Origin of the sequence: Streptomyces sp. MS191, from assembly GCF_008042125.1 — a bacterium.
In the GTDB taxonomy this organism is placed as follows: domain Bacteria; phylum Actinomycetota; class Actinomycetes; order Streptomycetales; family Streptomycetaceae; genus Streptomyces.
Genome location: NZ_RDBI01000040.1, coordinates 1,440,242 through 1,456,973 on the forward strand (window position 1 = coordinate 1,440,242; position 16,732 = coordinate 1,456,973).

General features: G+C 72.3%; 17 protein-coding genes, 2 tRNA genes and 2 pseudogenes. 4 read left to right on the forward strand and 17 right to left on the reverse strand.

Annotation, left to right across the window (positions count from 1 at the left end; all coding sequences use genetic code 11):
* Positions 1-51: 51 nt before the first annotated feature.
* Positions 52-124: transfer RNA gene (locus EAO71_RS13625), tRNA-Ala, on the reverse strand.
* 203 nt (positions 125-327) lie between these two features.
* Here EAO71_RS13625 and EAO71_RS13630 point away from each other — a divergent pair.
* Positions 328-1,554: a glycosyltransferase 87 family protein gene (locus tag EAO71_RS13630; protein ID WP_147977980.1), complete on the forward strand. Its 1,227-nt coding sequence runs from the start codon at positions 328-330 to the stop codon at positions 1,552-1,554.
* On the opposite strand, the gene EAO71_RS13635 is transcribed toward EAO71_RS13630, so the two are convergent.
* From EAO71_RS13635 to EAO71_RS13645, 3 genes are all read right to left on the reverse strand, one after another.
* Positions 1,533-1,766, reverse strand: coding sequence for a hypothetical protein (locus tag EAO71_RS13635; protein ID WP_147977981.1), 234 nt, complete (start codon positions 1,764-1,766; stop codon positions 1,533-1,535). The genes EAO71_RS13630 and EAO71_RS13635 overlap by 22 nt on opposite strands.
* Positions 1,767-1,769: 3 nt before the next feature.
* Entirely contained in the window at positions 1,770-1,961 is a 192-nt protein-coding gene (locus EAO71_RS38780; protein WP_147977982.1) for a hypothetical protein, read from the reverse strand.
* Positions 1,962-2,034: 73 nt separating this feature from the next.
* Positions 2,035-3,474: an MFS transporter gene (locus tag EAO71_RS13645; RefSeq protein ID WP_187282664.1), complete on the reverse strand. Its 1,440-nt coding sequence runs from the start codon at positions 3,472-3,474 to the stop codon at positions 2,035-2,037.
* A gap of 111 nt (positions 3,475-3,585) precedes the next feature.
* Here EAO71_RS13645 and EAO71_RS13650 point away from each other — a divergent pair, with 111 nt between their 5' ends.
* Entirely contained in the window at positions 3,586-4,506 is a 921-nt protein-coding gene (locus EAO71_RS13650) for a helix-turn-helix transcriptional regulator (RefSeq protein WP_459112785.1), read from the forward strand.
* 3 nt (positions 4,507-4,509) lie between these two features.
* Here EAO71_RS13650 and EAO71_RS13655 read toward each other — a convergent pair.
* The 7 genes from EAO71_RS13655 to EAO71_RS37685 form a co-directional block, all read right to left on the reverse strand.
* Positions 4,510-4,582, reverse strand: a tRNA-Ala gene (locus tag EAO71_RS13655).
* Positions 4,583-4,666: 84 nt separating this feature from the next.
* Positions 4,667-5,320 (reverse strand): histidine phosphatase family protein, encoded by a 654-nt coding sequence (locus EAO71_RS13660; protein WP_147977984.1) that lies wholly within the window; start codon positions 5,318-5,320, stop codon positions 4,667-4,669.
* A complete protein-coding gene (rsfS, locus tag EAO71_RS13665; RefSeq protein ID WP_147977985.1) occupies positions 5,317-5,754 on the reverse strand; it encodes a ribosome silencing factor in 438 nt (145 codons plus the stop codon). Before rsfS ends, EAO71_RS13660 begins: the two co-directional genes overlap by 4 nt.
* 104 nt (positions 5,755-5,858) lie before the next feature.
* On the reverse strand, positions 5,859-7,574 hold the full coding sequence (locus EAO71_RS13670) for an LCP family protein (protein WP_147977986.1): 1,716 nt from the start codon (positions 7,572-7,574) through the stop codon (positions 5,859-5,861).
* A gap of 16 nt (positions 7,575-7,590) precedes the next feature.
* Positions 7,591-8,211, reverse strand: coding sequence for a nicotinate-nucleotide adenylyltransferase (gene nadD / locus EAO71_RS13675; protein ID WP_147977987.1), 621 nt, complete (start codon positions 8,209-8,211; stop codon positions 7,591-7,593).
* Between the two features lie 53 nt (positions 8,212-8,264).
* Positions 8,265-8,426 (reverse strand): hypothetical protein, encoded by a 162-nt coding sequence (locus EAO71_RS37680; protein ID WP_187282665.1) that lies wholly within the window; start codon positions 8,424-8,426, stop codon positions 8,265-8,267.
* A gap of 84 nt (positions 8,427-8,510) precedes the next feature.
* A complete protein-coding gene (locus EAO71_RS37685) occupies positions 8,511-8,672 on the reverse strand; it encodes a hypothetical protein (protein WP_187282666.1) in 162 nt (53 codons plus the stop codon).
* A gap of 127 nt (positions 8,673-8,799) precedes the next feature.
* On the opposite strand from EAO71_RS37685, the gene EAO71_RS13680 reads away from it, so the two are divergent.
* Complete coding sequence (locus EAO71_RS13680) at positions 8,800-9,909, forward strand: M48 family metallopeptidase (protein WP_147977988.1); 1,110 nt, start codon at positions 8,800-8,802, stop codon at positions 9,907-9,909.
* Positions 9,910-10,139: 230 nt separating this feature from the next.
* Here the strand turns inward: EAO71_RS13680 and EAO71_RS13685 are convergent, their stop codons facing one another.
* Positions 10,140-11,225 carry an SCO2583 family membrane protein gene (locus EAO71_RS13685; RefSeq protein WP_147979278.1) on the reverse strand — a complete coding sequence of 362 codons (1,086 nt, stop codon included), beginning with the start codon at positions 11,223-11,225 and terminating at the stop codon, positions 10,140-10,142.
* A gap of 144 nt (positions 11,226-11,369) precedes the next feature.
* Here EAO71_RS13685 and EAO71_RS40290 point away from each other — a divergent pair.
* Positions 11,370-11,747, forward strand: a pseudogene (locus EAO71_RS40290) (SCO2584 family spore wall biosynthesis protein); the annotation flags it as partial.
* On the opposite strand, the pseudogene EAO71_RS40005 reads toward EAO71_RS40290, so the two are convergent.
* From EAO71_RS40005 to galE, 5 genes and pseudogenes are all read right to left on the reverse strand, one after another.
* Positions 11,658-12,071 (reverse strand): annotated as a pseudogene (locus EAO71_RS40005) (SCO2584 family spore wall biosynthesis protein); the annotation flags it as partial. The pseudogenes EAO71_RS40290 and EAO71_RS40005 sit on opposite strands and share 90 nt — an antisense overlap.
* Before the next feature lie 114 nt (positions 12,072-12,185).
* Complete coding sequence (locus EAO71_RS13695; protein WP_147977989.1) at positions 12,186-13,469, reverse strand: glutamate-5-semialdehyde dehydrogenase; 1,284 nt, start codon at positions 13,467-13,469, stop codon at positions 12,186-12,188.
* A gap of 98 nt (positions 13,470-13,567) precedes the next feature.
* Complete coding sequence (locus EAO71_RS13700) at positions 13,568-14,041, reverse strand: hypothetical protein (RefSeq protein ID WP_147977990.1); 474 nt, start codon at positions 14,039-14,041, stop codon at positions 13,568-13,570.
* A 203-nt stretch (positions 14,042-14,244) separates the two neighbouring features.
* Entirely contained in the window at positions 14,245-15,372 is a 1,128-nt protein-coding gene (gene proB / locus EAO71_RS13705; RefSeq protein ID WP_187282667.1) for a glutamate 5-kinase, read from the reverse strand.
* A 196-nt stretch (positions 15,373-15,568) separates the two neighbouring features.
* Entirely contained in the window at positions 15,569-16,567 is a 999-nt protein-coding gene (gene galE / locus EAO71_RS13710; RefSeq protein ID WP_147977991.1) for a UDP-glucose 4-epimerase GalE, read from the reverse strand.
* Positions 16,568-16,732 lie beyond the last annotated feature (165 nt).

Consider the following 16,732-nt stretch of genomic DNA (forward strand, 5'->3'; position numbering starts at 1 on the left):
GTGAAGAGGAAGCGGGTCATCCGATTCGGATGACCCGCTTCCTCTTCACTGTGGAGCTAAGGAGAATTGAACTCCTGACCTCCTGCATGCCATGCAGGCGCTCTACCAACTGAGCTATAGCCCCTTGCTGTCCGCCGCCCCGTTCCGGGTTTCCCCCGCGGCGACAGACAGAACATTAACCGGCCTCCCGGGGGAACTACAAATCGTTTCCCGGGGCCCTCGGGGTGTCCGGTCCGGCGGGCCCCGCCGGGCGGCGGTGCCGGGGGCCGCGGGCCCGGGAGGATCGGCCGGACGGGGCCCGAGGGGCGGCGGGTAGGGTCCCCCTCTGTGACCGCGTCCGTCCTCACCCGAACCCGTGCCCGTCCGTGGCCCCTCGCCACCGCCGCGGCGGTGTGCCTGCTCTCCTTCGCCGCCTTCTGGGTGGCCCAGCGCCTGGCCCACGTGAACATGCTCGACGTGATGGTCTACCGGGCCGAGGGGGAGACGGTCCGGGCGGGCGGCGACCTCTACGCGATGCGCGCCACCTCGGCGAACCTCGCCATGACCTATCCGCCCTTCGCCGGCCTGCTGTTCGTCCCGTTGACGCTGGTCGGCGTCCCGCTGATGCGGACGCTGACGACGGCGGGGAACCTCCTGCTGGTGGTCGCGCTGGTCCAGCTCTCGCTGCGACTGGTCCGGCCGTCCCTGTCGCGGACGGACCTGTGGCGGGCGACGTTCCTGGTGGCCGCGGTCGTGGTCTGGTCGGAGCCCGTGTGGACGACGCTGCGGTACGGGCAGATCAACCTGCTCGTCGCGGTCGCCGTGCTGTGGGACTTCACCCGGCGTGAGGGCAGCCGCTGGGCCGGACTCGGGATCGGGCTCGCCACTGCGGTGAAGCTCACACCGGGCCTCTTCGTGGTCCTCCTGCTCGTCGCCGGCTTCCTGCGGTGGCGCGGCGAGCGCGGCTGGAACCAGTGGCTCCGCACGGGGGTCACGGCGACCGGCGTCTTCCTCGGGATCACGCTGGCCAGTGCGCTGGCCCTGCCGCACGACGCGAAGCGGTTCTGGACCGAGACGCTCTTCGAGACCGGCCGGGTCGGTTTCGCCGAGGAGACCGCGAACCAGTCGCTGCGCGGGGTCCTCGCCCGGCTGATGCACACCGACGATCCGGGCATGTGGTGGGCGGCCGCCGCGGCGGTCCTGGGCGCCGTGGCGATGACGCTGGCGGTCCGGGCGGCGCTGCGCGGGGACAAGGCGCTGGCCGTGGTGGTCTGCGCGGTCACCGCCCTGATGATCAGCCCCATCTCCTGGTCCCACCACTGGGTGTGGTGCGTCCCGCTGCTGATCCTGCTGGTGGACCGGCGCGCGCTGATACGGCCCGGGTGGACGGTGCCCGCGGTGGCGCTGGTCTTCGCCTCGTTCGCGCTGTGGTGGGTGCCGCACGACCCCGGTCGCCCCGAACTCGACCAGACCGCGGGCCAGATGGTGCTGTCGGGGGTCTACCCGCTGACGATGACGGCGCTCCTCGCGGGCTACGGCCTGGCGCGGTGGCGTCAGGCCGTCGCGAAGGAGTAGAAGCGTTTGAGGGTGCAGTGCTCCTCCAGGAGCCGGCCGTAGATCGGCTCGCCCTCCAGCTCGCGGTAGGTCTCGATCGGGTCGCCTTTTATGATCAGCGCCCGGGCGCACTCCTCGCACCAGTACTGGTACTCGGTGTTGATCGGGTCCATGTCCCGGACGATGGGCGTACCGCTGCCGCACCAGTCGCACTTCCGCCTGTGTGCACCCATCACTCAGCTCCAGCTGTGGCCGCAGGACGTGCACACGAAGGACACTCCGCCGTTGTCGCCGAGCACTTGGGCGATCCGGGCCGACCCGCAGGCGGGACAGCCGAGCAGGGCCTGCGCACCTTCGGCCCCGGTACGGTCCTCGACGGGATCTGCGACGGCATGGGCCTCGGAATCCTCGGCACCGCTCGCGGCCAACGCACACTCCCTCCCGTCCGGACCCTCGATCCCCCTCCGGCCGTCCCGATTCTGCCATGGCCCCGCAAGGGGGTCAGCGGGCTCGGCGGACCAGGGCCGTCGACGCCCCCAAGATCGAAGCCGCGGCCAGCGCGAGGGCGCACACCCAGAGCGCGTCGGCGGAGGCATGCGCCCCCGGTGTATGCACGCGCCCGAGGAAGAGCGTGCCGAAGGTCGCGACGCCGATCAACTGCCCGAGCTGGGTCACGGTGGCGAGCAGACCGCTGGCGTCGGCCGCGTCCTCCGGGGCCACGGCGGCCAGGGCACCGGTCAGGGCGGGGCTGAACGCGAGCGCGAGCCCGGCGCCCATGGCGCCCAGGGAGACGTGGAGCCCCCAGCCGCCCTCGGCACCGCCGCCGAGCGAGGCGCCCAGGCCCAGCGCGGCGGCCGCGGCGAGCAGGAAGCCGCCCGTGACCAGGAATCGCTGCCCACGGGCCGGCCAGCGCCGCCAGGTGAGCCCCACCGCGCCGAACACCACGGCGGCCGGCGCGAAGGTGAGGCCGGCACGCAGCGCGCTGTGTCCGAGGCCGCCCTGGAGGTGCAGGGTGAGGGTGAAGAGGAACCCGGCGTTGACCGCCATCGCCGCGGCGATCCGGACCACGGCCCGGCCCATGCCGGGCAGGCGCAGGACGCGCGGGGCGACGAGCGGGGCGCCGCCGCGCCGGGCCAGCCTCGACTCGTGGCCGAGGAAGACCGCGAGGACGGCCCCGGAGGCCCCGAGGGAGAGCCAGGACCACAGCGGCCAGCCCTGCTCCTGCCCGAGGACCAGCGGGACCGTGAGCAGCGTCACGGCGGCGGCGAGCAGGAGCAGCCCGGGCAGGTCCAGGGAGCGGATGCGCGGGTGTCCGGTGGCGGCGCGGGTGTCGCGGGGCAGCACCCGGGCGCCCAGGACGAGCAGCGCCAGCCCGAGGGGCACGTTGACCAGGAAGACCGGCCGCCAGCTCGTGCCGAACAGGTCGGCGCTGACCAGGATGCCGCCGAGCACCTGCCCGGCCGCGGCGCCGGTGGCCAGGACGGCGGCGTAGGCGCCGAGGGCGCGCACCCGGCCCTCGCCGGTGAAGTTCCGCTGGATGAGGCTGAGCACCTGCGGGATCATCAGGGCCGCCCCCGCGCCCTGGACCAGCCGGAAGCCGATCAACTGACCCGTTCCGGCGGCCAGTCCGCAGGCGAGCGAGGCCGCGGTGAAGAGGGCGAGCCCGCCGAGGTACGTCCTGCGGTGGCCGAGCAGGGCGCCGAGACGCGCCCCGGTGATGAGCAGCACCGCGTAGGAGATGGTGTATCCGGCGATGACGAGCTGGAGTCCGGCCCCGGAGGCGGAGAGTTCGCCGCGGATCGTGGGGGCGGCGACGTTGACGATGAAGACGTCGAGCAGGGCCATGAACTGGGCGGCGAGCACCACACCGAGCAGCAGCCCGGGTCGTTTGTCGGTGCCACCGTCTTTACTGAGTACGGGACGTGTCGTGGTCGTCGTCATGCCGAGAAGCCTGAGGGCACCGCGATACGGGTAACGAGAGCCCGCTGATGCTGGTACTGACAGCACCTGGCAACGGCGGCACGGGGACTCGACCATGGGGGTGTGACGACTTTGACGGCACCGGCACGACATCATCACCGCAGGCCCGAGCTCGCGGCCTTCCTGCGCAGCCGCAGGGCCCGGGTGACCCCCGAGGACGTCGGCATGCCGCCGGGGCTCCGCCGCCGCACGCCCGGGCTGCGCCGTGAGGAGGTCGCCCAGCTCTCCGGCGTCGGCGTCACCTGGTACACCTGGCTGGAGCAGGGCCGCCCGATCAACGCCTCGGCGCAGGTGCTCGACGCGGTGGCCCGTACGCTCCGGCTGGACCGGCCCGAGCGCGAACACCTCTACCACCTGGCCGAGGTGCCGTACGCCCCCGACCGGTCCCCCGAGGACGTCGAGGTGGTCAGTCCCGAGATCCAGGGCATCCTCGACGCCCTGGTCCCGCACCCCGCGGTCGTCTACAACAGCCGGTACGACGTGCTGGCGACCAACTCCACGTACGACGCGCTGTTCCTGCCGGACGGCCGCGACCCGCTGGGGAACCCCCTCGGCGTCCGCAACGTGCTGTGGACGCTCTTCACCATCCCCGAGCCGTCCTGCCCGGTGGTCGACAAACGGGTCGAACTCCCCGTGATGGTGGCCCAGATGCGCGGGGCCTACGGCCGCCACGTCGGCGAACCGGCCTGGGAGACGTTCGTCCGGCTGCTCTCGGAGGCCAGCCCGGACTTCGCCGGGCTCTGGCGCAGCGGCGACGTCGTCCCGCCCGGGACCCGGGTGAAGACCTTCCGCCACGACCTCGTGGGCGAGGTCAGGATGACGTCGGTCTCGCTGTCGATCAACGGGATGCCGGAGTGCCGCATCGTCACGTACACCCCGAACGACGAGGAGAGCCGCCTCGCGATCGAGATCCTGCGGGCCGCCAAGGAGGGAACGGCCGGGGACGTGGGGAAACGACGAATCCCGCCCCCTGCTGGGGACGGGATTCGGTGACTGTGGAGCTAAGGAGAATTGAACTCCTGACCTCCTGCATGCCATGCAGGCGCTCTACCAACTGAGCTATAGCCCCTCGTGTTCTTCGCGCTCCGCGCTGCGAACAAGAAGAACTCTAGCCTGTGACCTGCCGGAAAGTGAAATCCGGGGTGGCCGGGCCTCAGTCGTCGTCGCCGAGCACCGGTTCCGGCAGCGTGCCGGCGTTGTGCTCCAGGAGCCGCCAGCCACGGGCACCCTCGCCGAGGACGGACCAGCAGCAGTTGGAGAGGCCGCCCAGACCCTCCCAGTGATGGGCCTCCAGGCCCAGCAGCCGGCCGATGGTGGTGCGGATCGTGCCGCCGTGGCTCACCACGACGAGCGTGCCGCCCTCCGGCAGCCTGTCCGCGTGCTCCAGGACCAGCGGAGCGGCGCGGTCGGCGACCTCGGTCTCCAGCTCCCCGCCGCCCCGGCGCACGGGCTCACCGCGCTTCCAGGCGGCGTACTGCTCCCCGTGGCGCGCCAGGATCTCGTCGTGGGTCAGCCCCTGCCACTCCCCCGCGTACGTCTCGCGCAGGGCGGAGTCGTACGCGACGGTGTGGCCGGTGAGGAAGGCGAGCTCGCCCGCGGTGGCCGCCGCGCGCTTCAGGTCCGAGGCGATGATCGCGTCCGGCTTCAGCGAGGCCAGCAGCCGGGCGGACCTGCGGGCCTGGGCCACGCCGGTCTCGGTCAGCTCGATGTCCGTGGAGCCCTGGAAGCGGCGCTCCAGGTTCCAGGAGGTCTGGCCGTGCCGCCACAGGACGATCCGGCGGCCCGTGCCGCCCTTGGTGCCGTTCAGCTCAGCTCACCGTCCGCCCCGTCGGCACCGGTGAGGCGGGCGTGCTCCTCGGCCTTGCCGCGGGTCTTCAGGGCGTCCTCGGGCAGCGGGAGCTCGGGGCAGTCCTTCCAGAGCCGCTCCAGGGCGTAGAAGACGCGCTCCTCGCTGTGCTGGACGTGGACGACGATGTCGACGTAGTCCAGGAGGATCCAGCGGGCGTCGCGGTCCCCCTCGCGGCGCACCGGCTTGGCGCCGAGCTCCTTGTTCAGGCGCTCCTCGATCTCGTCGACGATCGACTTGACCTGGCGGTCGTTGGGCGCGGAGGCGAGCAGGAAGGCGTCGGTGATCGACAGCACATCACTGACGTCGTACGCGATGATGTCGTGCGCGAGCCGGTCGGCCGCCGCCTGGGCGGCGGCGTTGACGAGCTCGATGGAGCGATCCGTGGCGGTCACAAGCAGGCTTTCGTCGGCGGTCTGAGTCACCCCAAGGGTCTCACGTACCGCCGACCGCCCCGCAAACCATTACCCGGGTGCCCCTCGCGTCGCCCGTCCGGGCGCTACGAGGGCCGCTTCGGGATCTTGTAGTCCTCGCCCAGCACCACGGTCACGTCGGCGCTTCCGGCGGCCTTGCCCTTCTTCACGGCACCGGCCGGCAGCCCCAGGGTCTTGGCGACCTCGGTGGCGGTCGCCTTGCGGGCGTCGTCGCCGTACACGACCTGCGACGTCGCCTCGGTCTCCGCCTTCGCGGCGCCGACGAAGGAGAAGCCTCCGTTGATCAGCACGATGCGGGCCGCCTCGGTCGCGTCCTCCTTGCCGGTGGCGTTGCGCAGCGAGACCCGGGCCGCGGCGCCCTGCTCGGGTGCGCTGACCTTTCCGCCGAGGATGTCCTTCACGACGCTGTCGCCGGTCCCGTCGGCCAGCGAGCCGTCCTGGGCGACCGGCAGCAGCGCCGTCTTGTAGTCGCCGCCCTTGGCGTGCTCGGCCAGCTTGGCCAGCGAGGCGCCGAGGTCCTTCTCGGGGAGCGAGGGGTCGAGGATCTGGGCGAGCGTCTCGATGGTGACCGTGGCCGCCTTCGGGTCGTCCGACATCTTCCGCAGCACGCCGTAGAGGACCTGGCCGAAGCGCTGGAGCTGCTTGGCGTCGGCCTCGCCGGGCGCGCGGTACGTGGCGTAGGCGACGGCGGCGCGACCGTTGAGCGTCTGGTTCTCGCCCTTGGCGACGAGCGGGTCCTCGCCCTTCTTGGCGGCGGGCACCTCGGCGTCGGTGGTGATGTCGATGTTGCTGACCAGCTCGACCAGGTTCTCCAGGTACGGGGTGTCGAGCCGCCAGGTGCCGGTGATCTTGGCGCCGAGGAGGTTGCCGATCGCCTCGCGCGTGCCGCTGGAGCCGTCGTCCTCGACGGACTTGCCCAGGGTGGTGGCCGAGCCCTCGTCGTCGGCGACCGAGAGGGCGTTCGGCAGCAGGACGGTGGTGCCCTGCTTGGTCGTGGCGTTGTCCACCAGGAGGGCGGTGGAGGTGCCGCCGCCCTTCGTGTCGTGGAGGTGGACGACGATCGTGTCGCGCTTCTGCGGGCCGGTCGCGGTGTTCTGCTTCTGCTCCTCGCCGGACATGCCGGGAAGCCTGCCCTCGGACCACAGGTAGCCGACGCCGCCGACCACGACGAGCGCGAGGACGACGACCAGCGCGACGACCCGGTTGCGGCCCTTGCGCCTGGCCTCCTCGCGCCGCTCCGAGCGGCTCTCGGTGAACTTCAGCCAGTCGATGACGTCTTCGGAGTCCTCGTCGGGCTCCTCGATGAAGGAGAACTGCTCGGTGCGGTAGTCGCGCCCGTCGCCGTCCTCCTCGGGTGCGGGGCGCTGGCCCGGCACGCCGGCGGGCGCGGCGACCGGCGCGGGCGGACGCGAAGTCTGGGGCGGCGCGGCCGGAGCCTCGGCCTGCACGGCCCACTGCTGCCCCGTGTCGTACTGCTGCCCGGTGTCGTACCCGGTGTGGCCGTAGTCCTGCCGGGGCTGCTGCTGCGGCTGCTGTTGCTGCGCCTGCCCGTACGGGTCGTACGGCTGCTGGGGCTGCTGGGGCTGCTGCTGCGGCTGCACCGGCCGGCCGTAGGCGTCGTAGCCGTAGCCCTGCTGCTGGGCGTACGGGTCGTAGTGCTGCTGCTGCGGTGGCTGGGCCTGCTGCGGGACCTGCTGGTACACCGGCTGCCCGTACTCGTCGTAGCCGACGATCTGCGGCTGCGGGTAGTACGGGTCGTACGGGTTCTGTCGGTCGTTCACCGGTGGCCCTCTCCGCTCACTCGCCGCGGTACAACTGGCGCTTGTCGATGTAGCGCACCACGCCGTCCGGGACCAGATACCAGACGGGATCGCCCTGCGCGACTCTCAACCGGCAGTCGGTGGAGGAGATCGCGAGCGCCGGGATCTCGACCAACGAGACCCCGCCCTCGGGCAGCCCGTCGTCCGTGAGGTCGTGGCCCGGGCGGGTGACGCCGATGAAGTGGGCGAGCGAGAAGAGCTCCTCGGCGTCCCGCCAGGTGAGGATCTGGGACAGCGCGTCGGCCCCCGTGATGAAGAAGAGGTCCGAGTCGCTGTTGAGAGAGCTCAGATCCCGCAGCGTGTCGATGGTGTACGTCGGCCCGCCCCGGTCGATGTCGATGCGGCTGACCGAGAACTGCGGGTTGGACGCCGTGGCGATGACCGTCATCAGATAGCGGTCCTCGGCGGGCGACACGGCCTTGTGGCTCTTCTGCCACGGCTGCCCGGTCGGCACGAACACCACCTCGTCGAGGTGGAACAGGGCGGCCACCTCGCTGGCGGCCACCAGGTGTCCGTGATGGATCGGGTCGAACGTCCCGCCCATCACACCGAGTCGGCGCTTGCCGCGGCTGCCAGTAGGCACTTCCTGCTCTCCCATGCGTGCAGAGCCTACTGGCACGGCGGCGGAGCCCCGGATCCGAGGTCGACGGCTCAGCGGTCGCGGTTGAAGCGGGTGGTGATCCACAGCAGCAGGAGCAGCGCGCCGAAGGCGCCGAAACCGGTGAGGTAGGGGCTGAGGCTTTCGTGGTTGCCGCCGTGCTCGGCGCCCTCGGCGAGCGTGACCAGGTTGGCGGCGGTGCTGTGGAGGCTCATCTTCAACAGGACCTATCGATCGGGGATGGGAGCGGAGACTTCGCGCACATCGTATGCGGGCGGTCCGGGCACGCTCACGCCGACTCAGTCGTTGGCGTTGTCGTCCTCGTTGTTGCGGTAGCCGCGCAGCAGGAACCAGGCGAGCAGCACCGCACCGAAGATCGAGACGAGCAGGACGATCCGGAGCGTGTCGCCCGCCCCCTGCTGTTCGGTGGCGACGGAGAGCAGTACGGCGGCGTCCGGCATGTCGGTTGTGCTCCTCGGTTGTCCACTTGCCCGGAGTTATCCACAGGCTCCCGCACACCGTAGCCCCAGCACCTAGTCTGGGTTTCGGCAGGGGGACGAGCAGGTCTCGTACGAACAGGGGGCACCCATGACCGAGAACCATCAGGAGAACGTGCCGAGCAGGCAGCGCAGGCGATTCCCCGGCATCTCCTCGCGGGCCTACGAACACCCCGCGGACCGCTCCGCGCTGGTCGCGCTGCGCAAGCTGACCGGCTTCGACACCGTCTTCAAGGCGCTGAGCGGACTGCTTCCCGAGCGCAGCCTGCGGCTGCTCTTCCTCTCCGACTCCGTTCGGGTGAGCGATGCCCAGTTCTCGCACCTCAACGACATGCTGAGGGACGCCTGTTACATCCTGGACCTGGAGAAGGTCCCGCCGATGTACGTCACCCAGGACCCGAAGCCGAACGCCATGTGCATCGGTCTCGACGAGCCGATCATCGTGGTGACCACCGGGCTGGTGGAGCTGCTCGACGAGGAGGAGATGCGGGCGGTCGTCGGCCACGAGGTCGGCCACGCCCTCTCCGGCCACGCGGTGTACCGCACCATCCTGCTGTTCCTCACCAGCCTCGCGGTGAAGATCGCCTGGATCCCGCTGGGCAACGTCGCGATCCTCGCGATCGTGACGGCGCTGCGGGAGTGGTTCCGCAAGTCGGAGCTCTCCGCCGACCGGGCCGGGCTGCTGGCCGGCCAGGACCTCCAGGCGTCGATGCGGGGGCTGATGAAGATAGCCGGCGGCAACCACCTGCACGAGATGAACGTGGACGCGTTCCTCGCGCAGGCGGACGAGTACGAGAAGGGCGGGGACCTGCGCGACTCCGTCCTGAAGATCCTCAACGTGCTGCCCCGGACGCACCCCTTCACCACGGTCCGCGCGGCCGAGCTGAAGAAGTGGTCCGAGAGCCGCGACTACCAGCGGATCATGGACGGCCACTACCCGCGCCGCACGGAGGACAAGGACACCTCGGTGACCGATTCCTTCCGCGAGTCGGCCGGGCACTACGCCGAGTCGGTGCGCACGAGCAAGGATCCGCTGATGAAGCTGGTCGGCGACATAGCCGGCGGCGCGGGCGACCTCGCGGGCGACCTGGGCGGCAAGCTGCGCAGCCGCTTCGGCGGCGGCTCTGGCGGAAGCGGCGCCGACGCCGAGGGCCAGGACGGCGACGCGGGCAAGGGCGACGCGGGCGGGACCGGGGGCTGAGCCCGCCCCGGGAGGGGCAGGCGGAGCGCCGGCGGTGCCGGCCTCCCTCGCCCTCGGAGCCAGCCGGGGTGCCGGTGCATGCGGGCCATCGGGGCGCCGCCGGGTCCCTGACCGGTCCGGGCGGCGTGAGGCCCCTTGGTCGTGGCGCTCACGGCCCGAACGGTGGGCGCCGCCGGTCCGGGGGCCTCACGGCCCCGGCGAGGGCGCGTGGCGGCGGTCCGGGCTCGGGGTCAGAGTGCGGGCTGGGCGTCCGGGGCCAGGGTTCCGCAGAGCGGTGAGACGGCGTCCCGGCCCGAGTCGTACGGGTCGGTGACCGCCGGACCACCCGTCTCGGAGGTCAGCTCGCCCGCCAGCATCGGCCGGAGGGCTCCGGAGGTGTCGGCACCGCACACCTGCGGGCCCGCTTGGACGGTGCTGGTGAGCAGTTCGGCACGGTGCATCCGCAGGTCCTCCCGGTCGAAGCGGAAGTGCATCTGACGGTGCACGGTGAAGAGCGAGGCCTGGGCCGTGGGGCCGGCGCCCGAGGACGCGGGACGCAGGGCGTAGGTGAAGGTGTGGTCCGTCGTCACGTCCAGCGTGTCCGTGTCCGTCTCCACGAAGTGGAGGGTGCCCTGGACCCGTGGCGCGGGGTCCGCCACGACCACCTTGGCCGGGTCGAAGCGGACGAGCCAGCCGGCGACCGCGTGCCGGCCGTCGTCCAGCGGCGACTCGACGCTCCGGTCGAACTGCTCCAGAAGGTCGGGGTCGATCAGCAGCCGGGCCGGGCGGACGGTCTGTCCGGACAGCACGTCGGGCTCCAGGGACGAGGCCACGAGATAGTCCTTGGCGATGGACAGCGCGGTCACCACCTGGCCTTCGGAGAAGTGGGTCGTACGTCCCGCCATCGGGAGGTTGATGCCGGAGGCACCGGTGCGGTACTCGGCGGCCGGGCTGTGCGCGAAGAGCTGGGCGGGCTCGCCGCCGGGCACCCGGCCCTGGGGGGCCAGGCGGGTCAGGGTGGTCCGCGTCGTCTCGGCCCGGCGGTCGGTTGGCGGCTGGTACGGGTTGCGGACGCCGAGATAGATGGCGGTTCCGAAGGCGAGGAGGATCAGGAGGACCAGCATCACGGCCTGCCGGGAGCCGCCGCCTCTGGACTCCCAGCCGGGGCGGTCGCGCACGGCCTGGGCGTGTTCGCCCATCCGCTCCTGTGCGGAGAACTCCTGGAGCCGGGCAGCACGGACGAACGACTCGTCGAAGACGACGGATCGGTACTCGTCCTCACCACCGCCGGGGACTCCTTCGGGGTTCCCCTCAGGCGGGTCGCCACGCCCTGCCATACCTTCAGAGTAGGTCCGATAAAGCCCCGGTAAACGCCGAGGTGCACGACAACTTCCCAATAATTCACACGGTCGGACCGGACGGGTGGGGATGCTTCGCACTCTCCCTGCCCAAACCCACCTCTCGGGTCTACTCTGACAAACGTGCCGGACGACGTGGGGGGCAAGCCGTTCCAGGACGGCTGGGAGCCCGACGACGACCGCGGGGGCGCGGACGACGACTTCGCCACCGTGGTCTTCGACGAGGACTTCGTACGAGCCGCCGAGGTGCACGAGCCCACCGCGGTGGAGCGGCTGCTCGCCGCCGCGCAGGCCCGTGCCGAGGCGCGCAGGCCCGTGCCGAGGCCGAGGCCGCCCGGGCCAGAGCCGGCCGGGGATCCGGTCCTGACGGTTGGCCGAGGCGCCCCGGTAGACCGCCGAGAAGGCGAGGGCGACCATGCCGACGCCCATGACGAGCGCGAGGACCCAGGCGACGGGGCGGTGCCAGCGGGCGGAGGGCCGGTAGGGGCGCAGGGCGCCGCCGTGGCGGCCGTAGGGCCCGGAATCGCCGTACGGGTCGTCGTCGCCGCCGTAGCGGCTCCCGAAGGGGCCGGAGGGGTCGTGGCCGTCCTCGTAGAGGTCGTCCTCGGCGGATCCCCGGCCGGCTCTGGCCCGGGCGGCCTCGGCCTCGGCACGGGCCTGCGCGGCGGCGAGCAGCCGCTCCACCGCGGTGGGCTCGTGCACCTCGGCGGCTCGTACGAAGTCCTCGTCGAAGACCACGGTGGCGAAGTCGTCGTCCGCGCCCCCGCGGTCGTCGTCGGGCTCCCAGCCGTCCTGGAACGGCTTGCCCCCCACGTCGTCCGGCACGTTTGTCAGAGTAGACCCGAGAGGTGGGTTTGGGCAGGGAGAGTGCGAAGCATCCCCACCCGTCCGGTCCCCCGTGGGCGCCGCGCGGGCGGCGCCGAACGGGGGAATCGGGGCTTACCGCGTGTGACCGTCGCCGGTCACGATGTACTTCGTCGAGGTCAGCTCCGGCAGGCCCATCGGGCCGCGGGCGTGGAGCTTCTGCGTCGAGATGCCGATCTCGGCGCCGAATCCGAACTGACCCCCGTCGGTGAATCGGGTGGACGCGTTGACGGCGACCGTGGTCGAGTCGACCAGCTGGGTGAAGCGGCGGGCCGCGGCCTGCGAGGTGGTGACGATCGCCTCGGTGTGGCCGGAGGACCAGAGCCGGATGTGCTCGACGGCCTTGTCGAGCGAGTCGACCACGGCGGCGGCGATGTCGTAGGAGAGGTACTCGGTCTCCCAGTCCTCGGGGGTCGCGGGGACGACGGTGGCCTTGGAGCCCTCGGCGTGGGCGAGGACGCGCTCGTCGGCGTGGACGGTGACGCCGGCGTCGGCGAGGGCGTCGAGGGCCCGCGGCAGGAAGGCCGCGGCGACGTCCTGGTGGACCAGGAGGGTCTCGGCGGCGTTGCAGACGCTGGGGCGCTGGGCCTTGGAGTTGATCAGGATGTCCACGGCCATGTCGAGGTCGGTCTGGGCGTCGACGTAGACGTGGCAGTTGCCGGTGCCGGTCTCGATGACCGGGACGGTGGACTCCTCGACGACCGTGCGGATCAGGGAGGCGCCGCCGCGCGGGATCAGGACGTCGACCAGGCCGCGGGCCCGCATCAGCTCGCGGACGGACTCGCGGGACTCGCCGGGCACGAGCTGGATGGCGGCGGCGGGCAGGCCGGCGCCGCCGACGGCGTCACGCAGGACCTTCACCAGGGCGCTGTTGGAGGAGTAGGCGGAGGAGGACCCGCGCAGCAGGACGGCGTTGCCGGACTTCAGGCACAGGGCCGCCGCGTCGACGGTCACGTTCGGGCGGGCCTCGTAGATGATGCCGACGACGCCGAGCGGGACACGGACCTGGCGGAGGTCGATGCCGTTGGGCAGGGTGGAGCCGCGGACGACCTCACCCACCGGGTCGGGCAGGGCGGCGACGTCGCGGACGTCCGCGGCGATGGCCCGCACCCGCTCCGGGGTGAGGGTGAGCCGGTCGATGACGGACTCGCTGGTGCCGGCCTCGCGGGCGCGGGCGACGTCCTCGGCGTTGGCCTCGATGATCTCGGCGGCACGGACCTCGAGGGCGTCGGCGATCGCCAGCAGTGCGTCGTCCTTGGCCGCGCGCGGAAGTGGCGCGATTTCGGCGGCGGCGGCGCGGGCCCGGTAGGCGGCCTGGMCGACCGGGGAGAGGTTGTCGAGGGGCGTGAGCGAGGTCATGCCCGCAGGGTACTGGCACCCCTGCGGACATCCCTCACGTATCCCGTACTCCGAGACATCTCCGTGGACGGAGCAGGTCCCGGCCGTGGGGGCCCGGCTCAGTAGGGGTGGACACCGACCGGGGCGGCCGGCGGCGGTCCGTAGCCCTCGGCGATCCGCAGGTGGTAGGTCTCCCGGTCGATGACCTCGAGGCCGACGATCTCCCAGGGCGGCAGCTTGGCGCTCTGCCGGTGTTCGCCCCACAGCCTCAGCGCGACGGCGGCGGCGTCGTGCAGGTCGCGGGCCTCTTCCCAGTACCGGATCTCCGCGTGATCGTTGGCGTAGCGGCTGGTCAGCAGGAAGGGATGGTCGTGGGCCAGCTGCTCGAGGCCGCGCCTGACCTCCTTCAGCGGGGCTTCCGCCCCCGAGACGCTGAGGGTGATGTGCCAGAGCTTGGACACCACCCGCTCCTCGCCGCGTGCCTCACGTGTCTCGGTCGCCTGCCCGGCGTCGAAGTCGGCTCCGGCCTCGACACTGGTCAGGGCGCGTTCGGCAGCCCCGCGGGGCGGTGCCCCTGGGCGCGCTCGTCTCACCGGCGGCCTCCTGTTGTGATGCGTGTGGTGCTGTACCCCGCCCTGTCTTGTCCCCGAGACAAAGTTGACCAGCCCGAGGCGGTGCATGGGGCGGTTTTGGTGAAGGTCTCTGTCGGATGGCCGGTGTTTCGGCCGTTTCCGCCCCGGATCACCACGGAATCGGAGACGGATCACCACGGAATCGACCGTGGATCACCACGCGCTCAGGAGGGGAGGACCACCAGGTCGTCGCGGTGGACGACCTCGCGTTCGTACTCCGGTCCGAGCTCCTTGGCGAGCTCGGGCGTGGAGCGGCCGAGCATCCGGGGGATCTCCTTGGCGTCGAAGTTGACGAGTCCGCGGGCGACGGCGCGGCTGTCGGTGTCCCGCAGCTCGACCGGGTCGCCCGCGACGAACTCGCCCTCGACGGCGGCGATCCCGGCCGCGAGCAGGGACTTCTTGCCGTCGACGACGGCGCGCACGGCGCCGTCGTCCAGGGTCAGGGAGCCCTGCGGGGTGGACGCGTGGGCGAGCCAGAGGAGACGGTCCGCGGAGCGGCGGCCGGTGCGGTGGAAGCAGGTGCCGGTGTCGCGGCCCGCGAGGGCGTCGGCGGCGCGGCTGGCCGAGGTGAGGACGACGGGGATGCCGGCGGCGGCGGCGATCCGGGCGGCCTCGACCTTGGTGACCATGCCTCCCGTGCCGACGCCCGCCTTGCCGGCCGAGCCGATCTCGACGTGGGCGATGTCCGCGGGCCCGGCGACCTCGGCGATCCGCGTCGTGCCGGGCTTGGCGGGGTCGCCGTCGTAGAGCCCGTCGACGTCCGAGAGCAGCACGAGCAGGTCGGCCCGGACGAGGTGGGCGACGAGGGCGGCGAGGCGGTCGTTGTCGCCGAAGCGGATCTCGTCGGTGGCGACGGTGTCGTTCTCGTTGACGATCGGCAGGGCCCCCATGGTGAGGAGCTGGTCCAGGGTCCGGTAGGCGTTGCGGTAGTGGGCGCGGCGGCTGGTGTCGTCGGTGGTGAGGAGCACCTGGCCGACCCGGACGCCGTAGCGCGCGAAGGAGGCGGTGTAGCGGGCGACGAGCAGCCCCTGCCCGACGCTGGCGGCGGCCTGCTGGCGGGCCAGGTCCTTGGGGCGGCGGGCCAGTCCGAGGGGGGCGAGGCCGGCGGCGATGGCGCCGGAGGAGACCAGCACGATCTCCTTCTCGCCGCCGCTGCGGACCTTGGCGAGGACGTCGACGAGGGCGTCGACGCGGTCGGCGTCGAGGCCTCCGGAGGCGGTGGTCAGTGAGGACGAACCGACCTTGACGACGATCCGTCGGGCTTCCGTCACGTACTGCCTTGCCACTGTCACCTGCGTCGTCCTCACTCGGATGTCCCCTCGCGCCGCGCACGCCCCGCCGCGACTGCCAGGCAATCTACGCGAGCGGCGAGGCGGGCCGCCCGCGCATTCCGCTGGGTGGACGGCGTTCCGGGGCGCGCCGGAACGGGCCGGCGGGCCGGTCGGCGGGCCCGCTCCGGTGCGGTACCGGGCGTGGGCCGGGCGCCGTTCAGGCGTCCTCGCGCGCTCCGTCCGGGCCGGCGCCGTGCTTCGCCCGCCACGCGGAGGTGATCATGTCGCGGACGTCGTACTCGGCCTTCCAGCCGAGTTCGGCGGAGATCCGCTCGGCCGAGGCGACCACCTTGGCGGGGTCGCCGGCCCGGCGGGCGACGATCTCGGGGGTGACGTCGAGGCCGGTGACCTCGCCGACGAGATCGATGATCTCCCGGACCGAGACGCCCTCGCCGCGGCCCACGTTGAGCGTGAGGTCGCGGGTCTCGCCGGCCTCCGCGCAGGCGTCGAGGCGGCGGGCCACGACCAGGTGCGCGTCGGCGAGGTCGGCGACGTGGACGTAGTCGCGGATGCAGGTGCCGTCGGCGGTCGCGTAGTCGTCGCCGAAGATCCGCGGGGGCAGTCCGGCGTCCAGCCGCTCGAAGACCATCGGCAGCAGGTTGAAGACACCGGTGTCGGCGAGTTCGGGCGTGGCGGTGCCCGCGACGTTGAAGTACCGCAGGCAGGCGGTGGAGATGCCGTGCGCGCGGCCGGCGGCGCGCACCAGCCACTCACCGGTCAGCTTCGTCTCGCCGTAGGGGCTGAGCGGCGAGCAGGGCGTGTCCTCGGTGACGAGTTCGACGTCGGGCATGCCGTAGACGGAGGCCGAGGAGGAGAAGACGAAGCGGCGGACGCCCGCGTCGGCGGCGGCCTGCAGCAGGACCTGAAGGCCCGTGACGTTCTCGTGGTAGTAGAAGAGCGGGCGCTCGACGGACTCGCCGACGGCCTTCTTGGCGGCGAGGTGGACGATGCCCCGCACGGCGTGCTCGCGCAGCACGCGGTCGAGGAACGCCCGGTCGAGGACCGTGCCGCGTTCCAGCGGGACGCCCGCGGGGACGCGGGCCGCGTCGCCGGCGCTGAGGTCGTCCACGACGACGACCCGCTCACCGGCCTCGGCCATGGACTTGACGACATGGGAACCGATGTATCCGGCACCGCCGGTGATGAGCCACGTCATCCGGGCAGCCTAACCGGTGCGTGGGTCCCGGCGGCCCGGTGCCCGGCGCTCCGGCGGGCGGCCCGTCGCGCGGCGCGCCCGTCTGGCGCCCGGCGGTCGGGGCCGCACGCCCCCGGCCCCGACCGCCGGGCGCCAGACGGGCCCGACCGCCGGGCGCCAGACGGG

Bases quoted from the DNA above. Each gene is read 5' to 3' on its own strand.
- EAO71_RS13635 (WP_147977981.1), bottom strand. From the start codon at position 1,766: ATGGGTGCACACAGGCGGAAGTGCGACTGGTGCGGCAGCGGTACGCCC.
- EAO71_RS13645 (WP_187282664.1), bottom strand. From the start codon at position 3,474: ATGACGACGACCACGACACGTCCCGTACTCAGTAAAGACGGTGGCACC.
- nadD (WP_147977987.1), bottom strand. From the start codon at position 8,211: ATGGGAGAGCAGGAAGTGCCTACTGGCAGCCGCGGCAAGCGCCGACTC.
- EAO71_RS37680 (WP_187282665.1), bottom strand. From the start codon at position 8,426: ATGAGCCTCCACAGCACCGCCGCCAACCTGGTCACGCTCGCCGAGGGC.
- EAO71_RS37685 (WP_187282666.1), bottom strand. From the start codon at position 8,672: ATGCCGGACGCCGCCGTACTGCTCTCCGTCGCCACCGAACAGCAGGGG.
- EAO71_RS13680 (WP_147977988.1), top strand. From the start codon at position 8,800: ATGACCGAGAACCATCAGGAGAACGTGCCGAGCAGGCAGCGCAGGCGA.
- EAO71_RS13685 (WP_147979278.1), bottom strand. From the start codon at position 11,225: ATGGCAGGGCGTGGCGACCCGCCTGAGGGGAACCCCGAAGGAGTCCCC.
- galE (WP_147977991.1), bottom strand. From the start codon at position 16,567: ATGACGTGGCTCATCACCGGCGGTGCCGGATACATCGGTTCCCATGTC.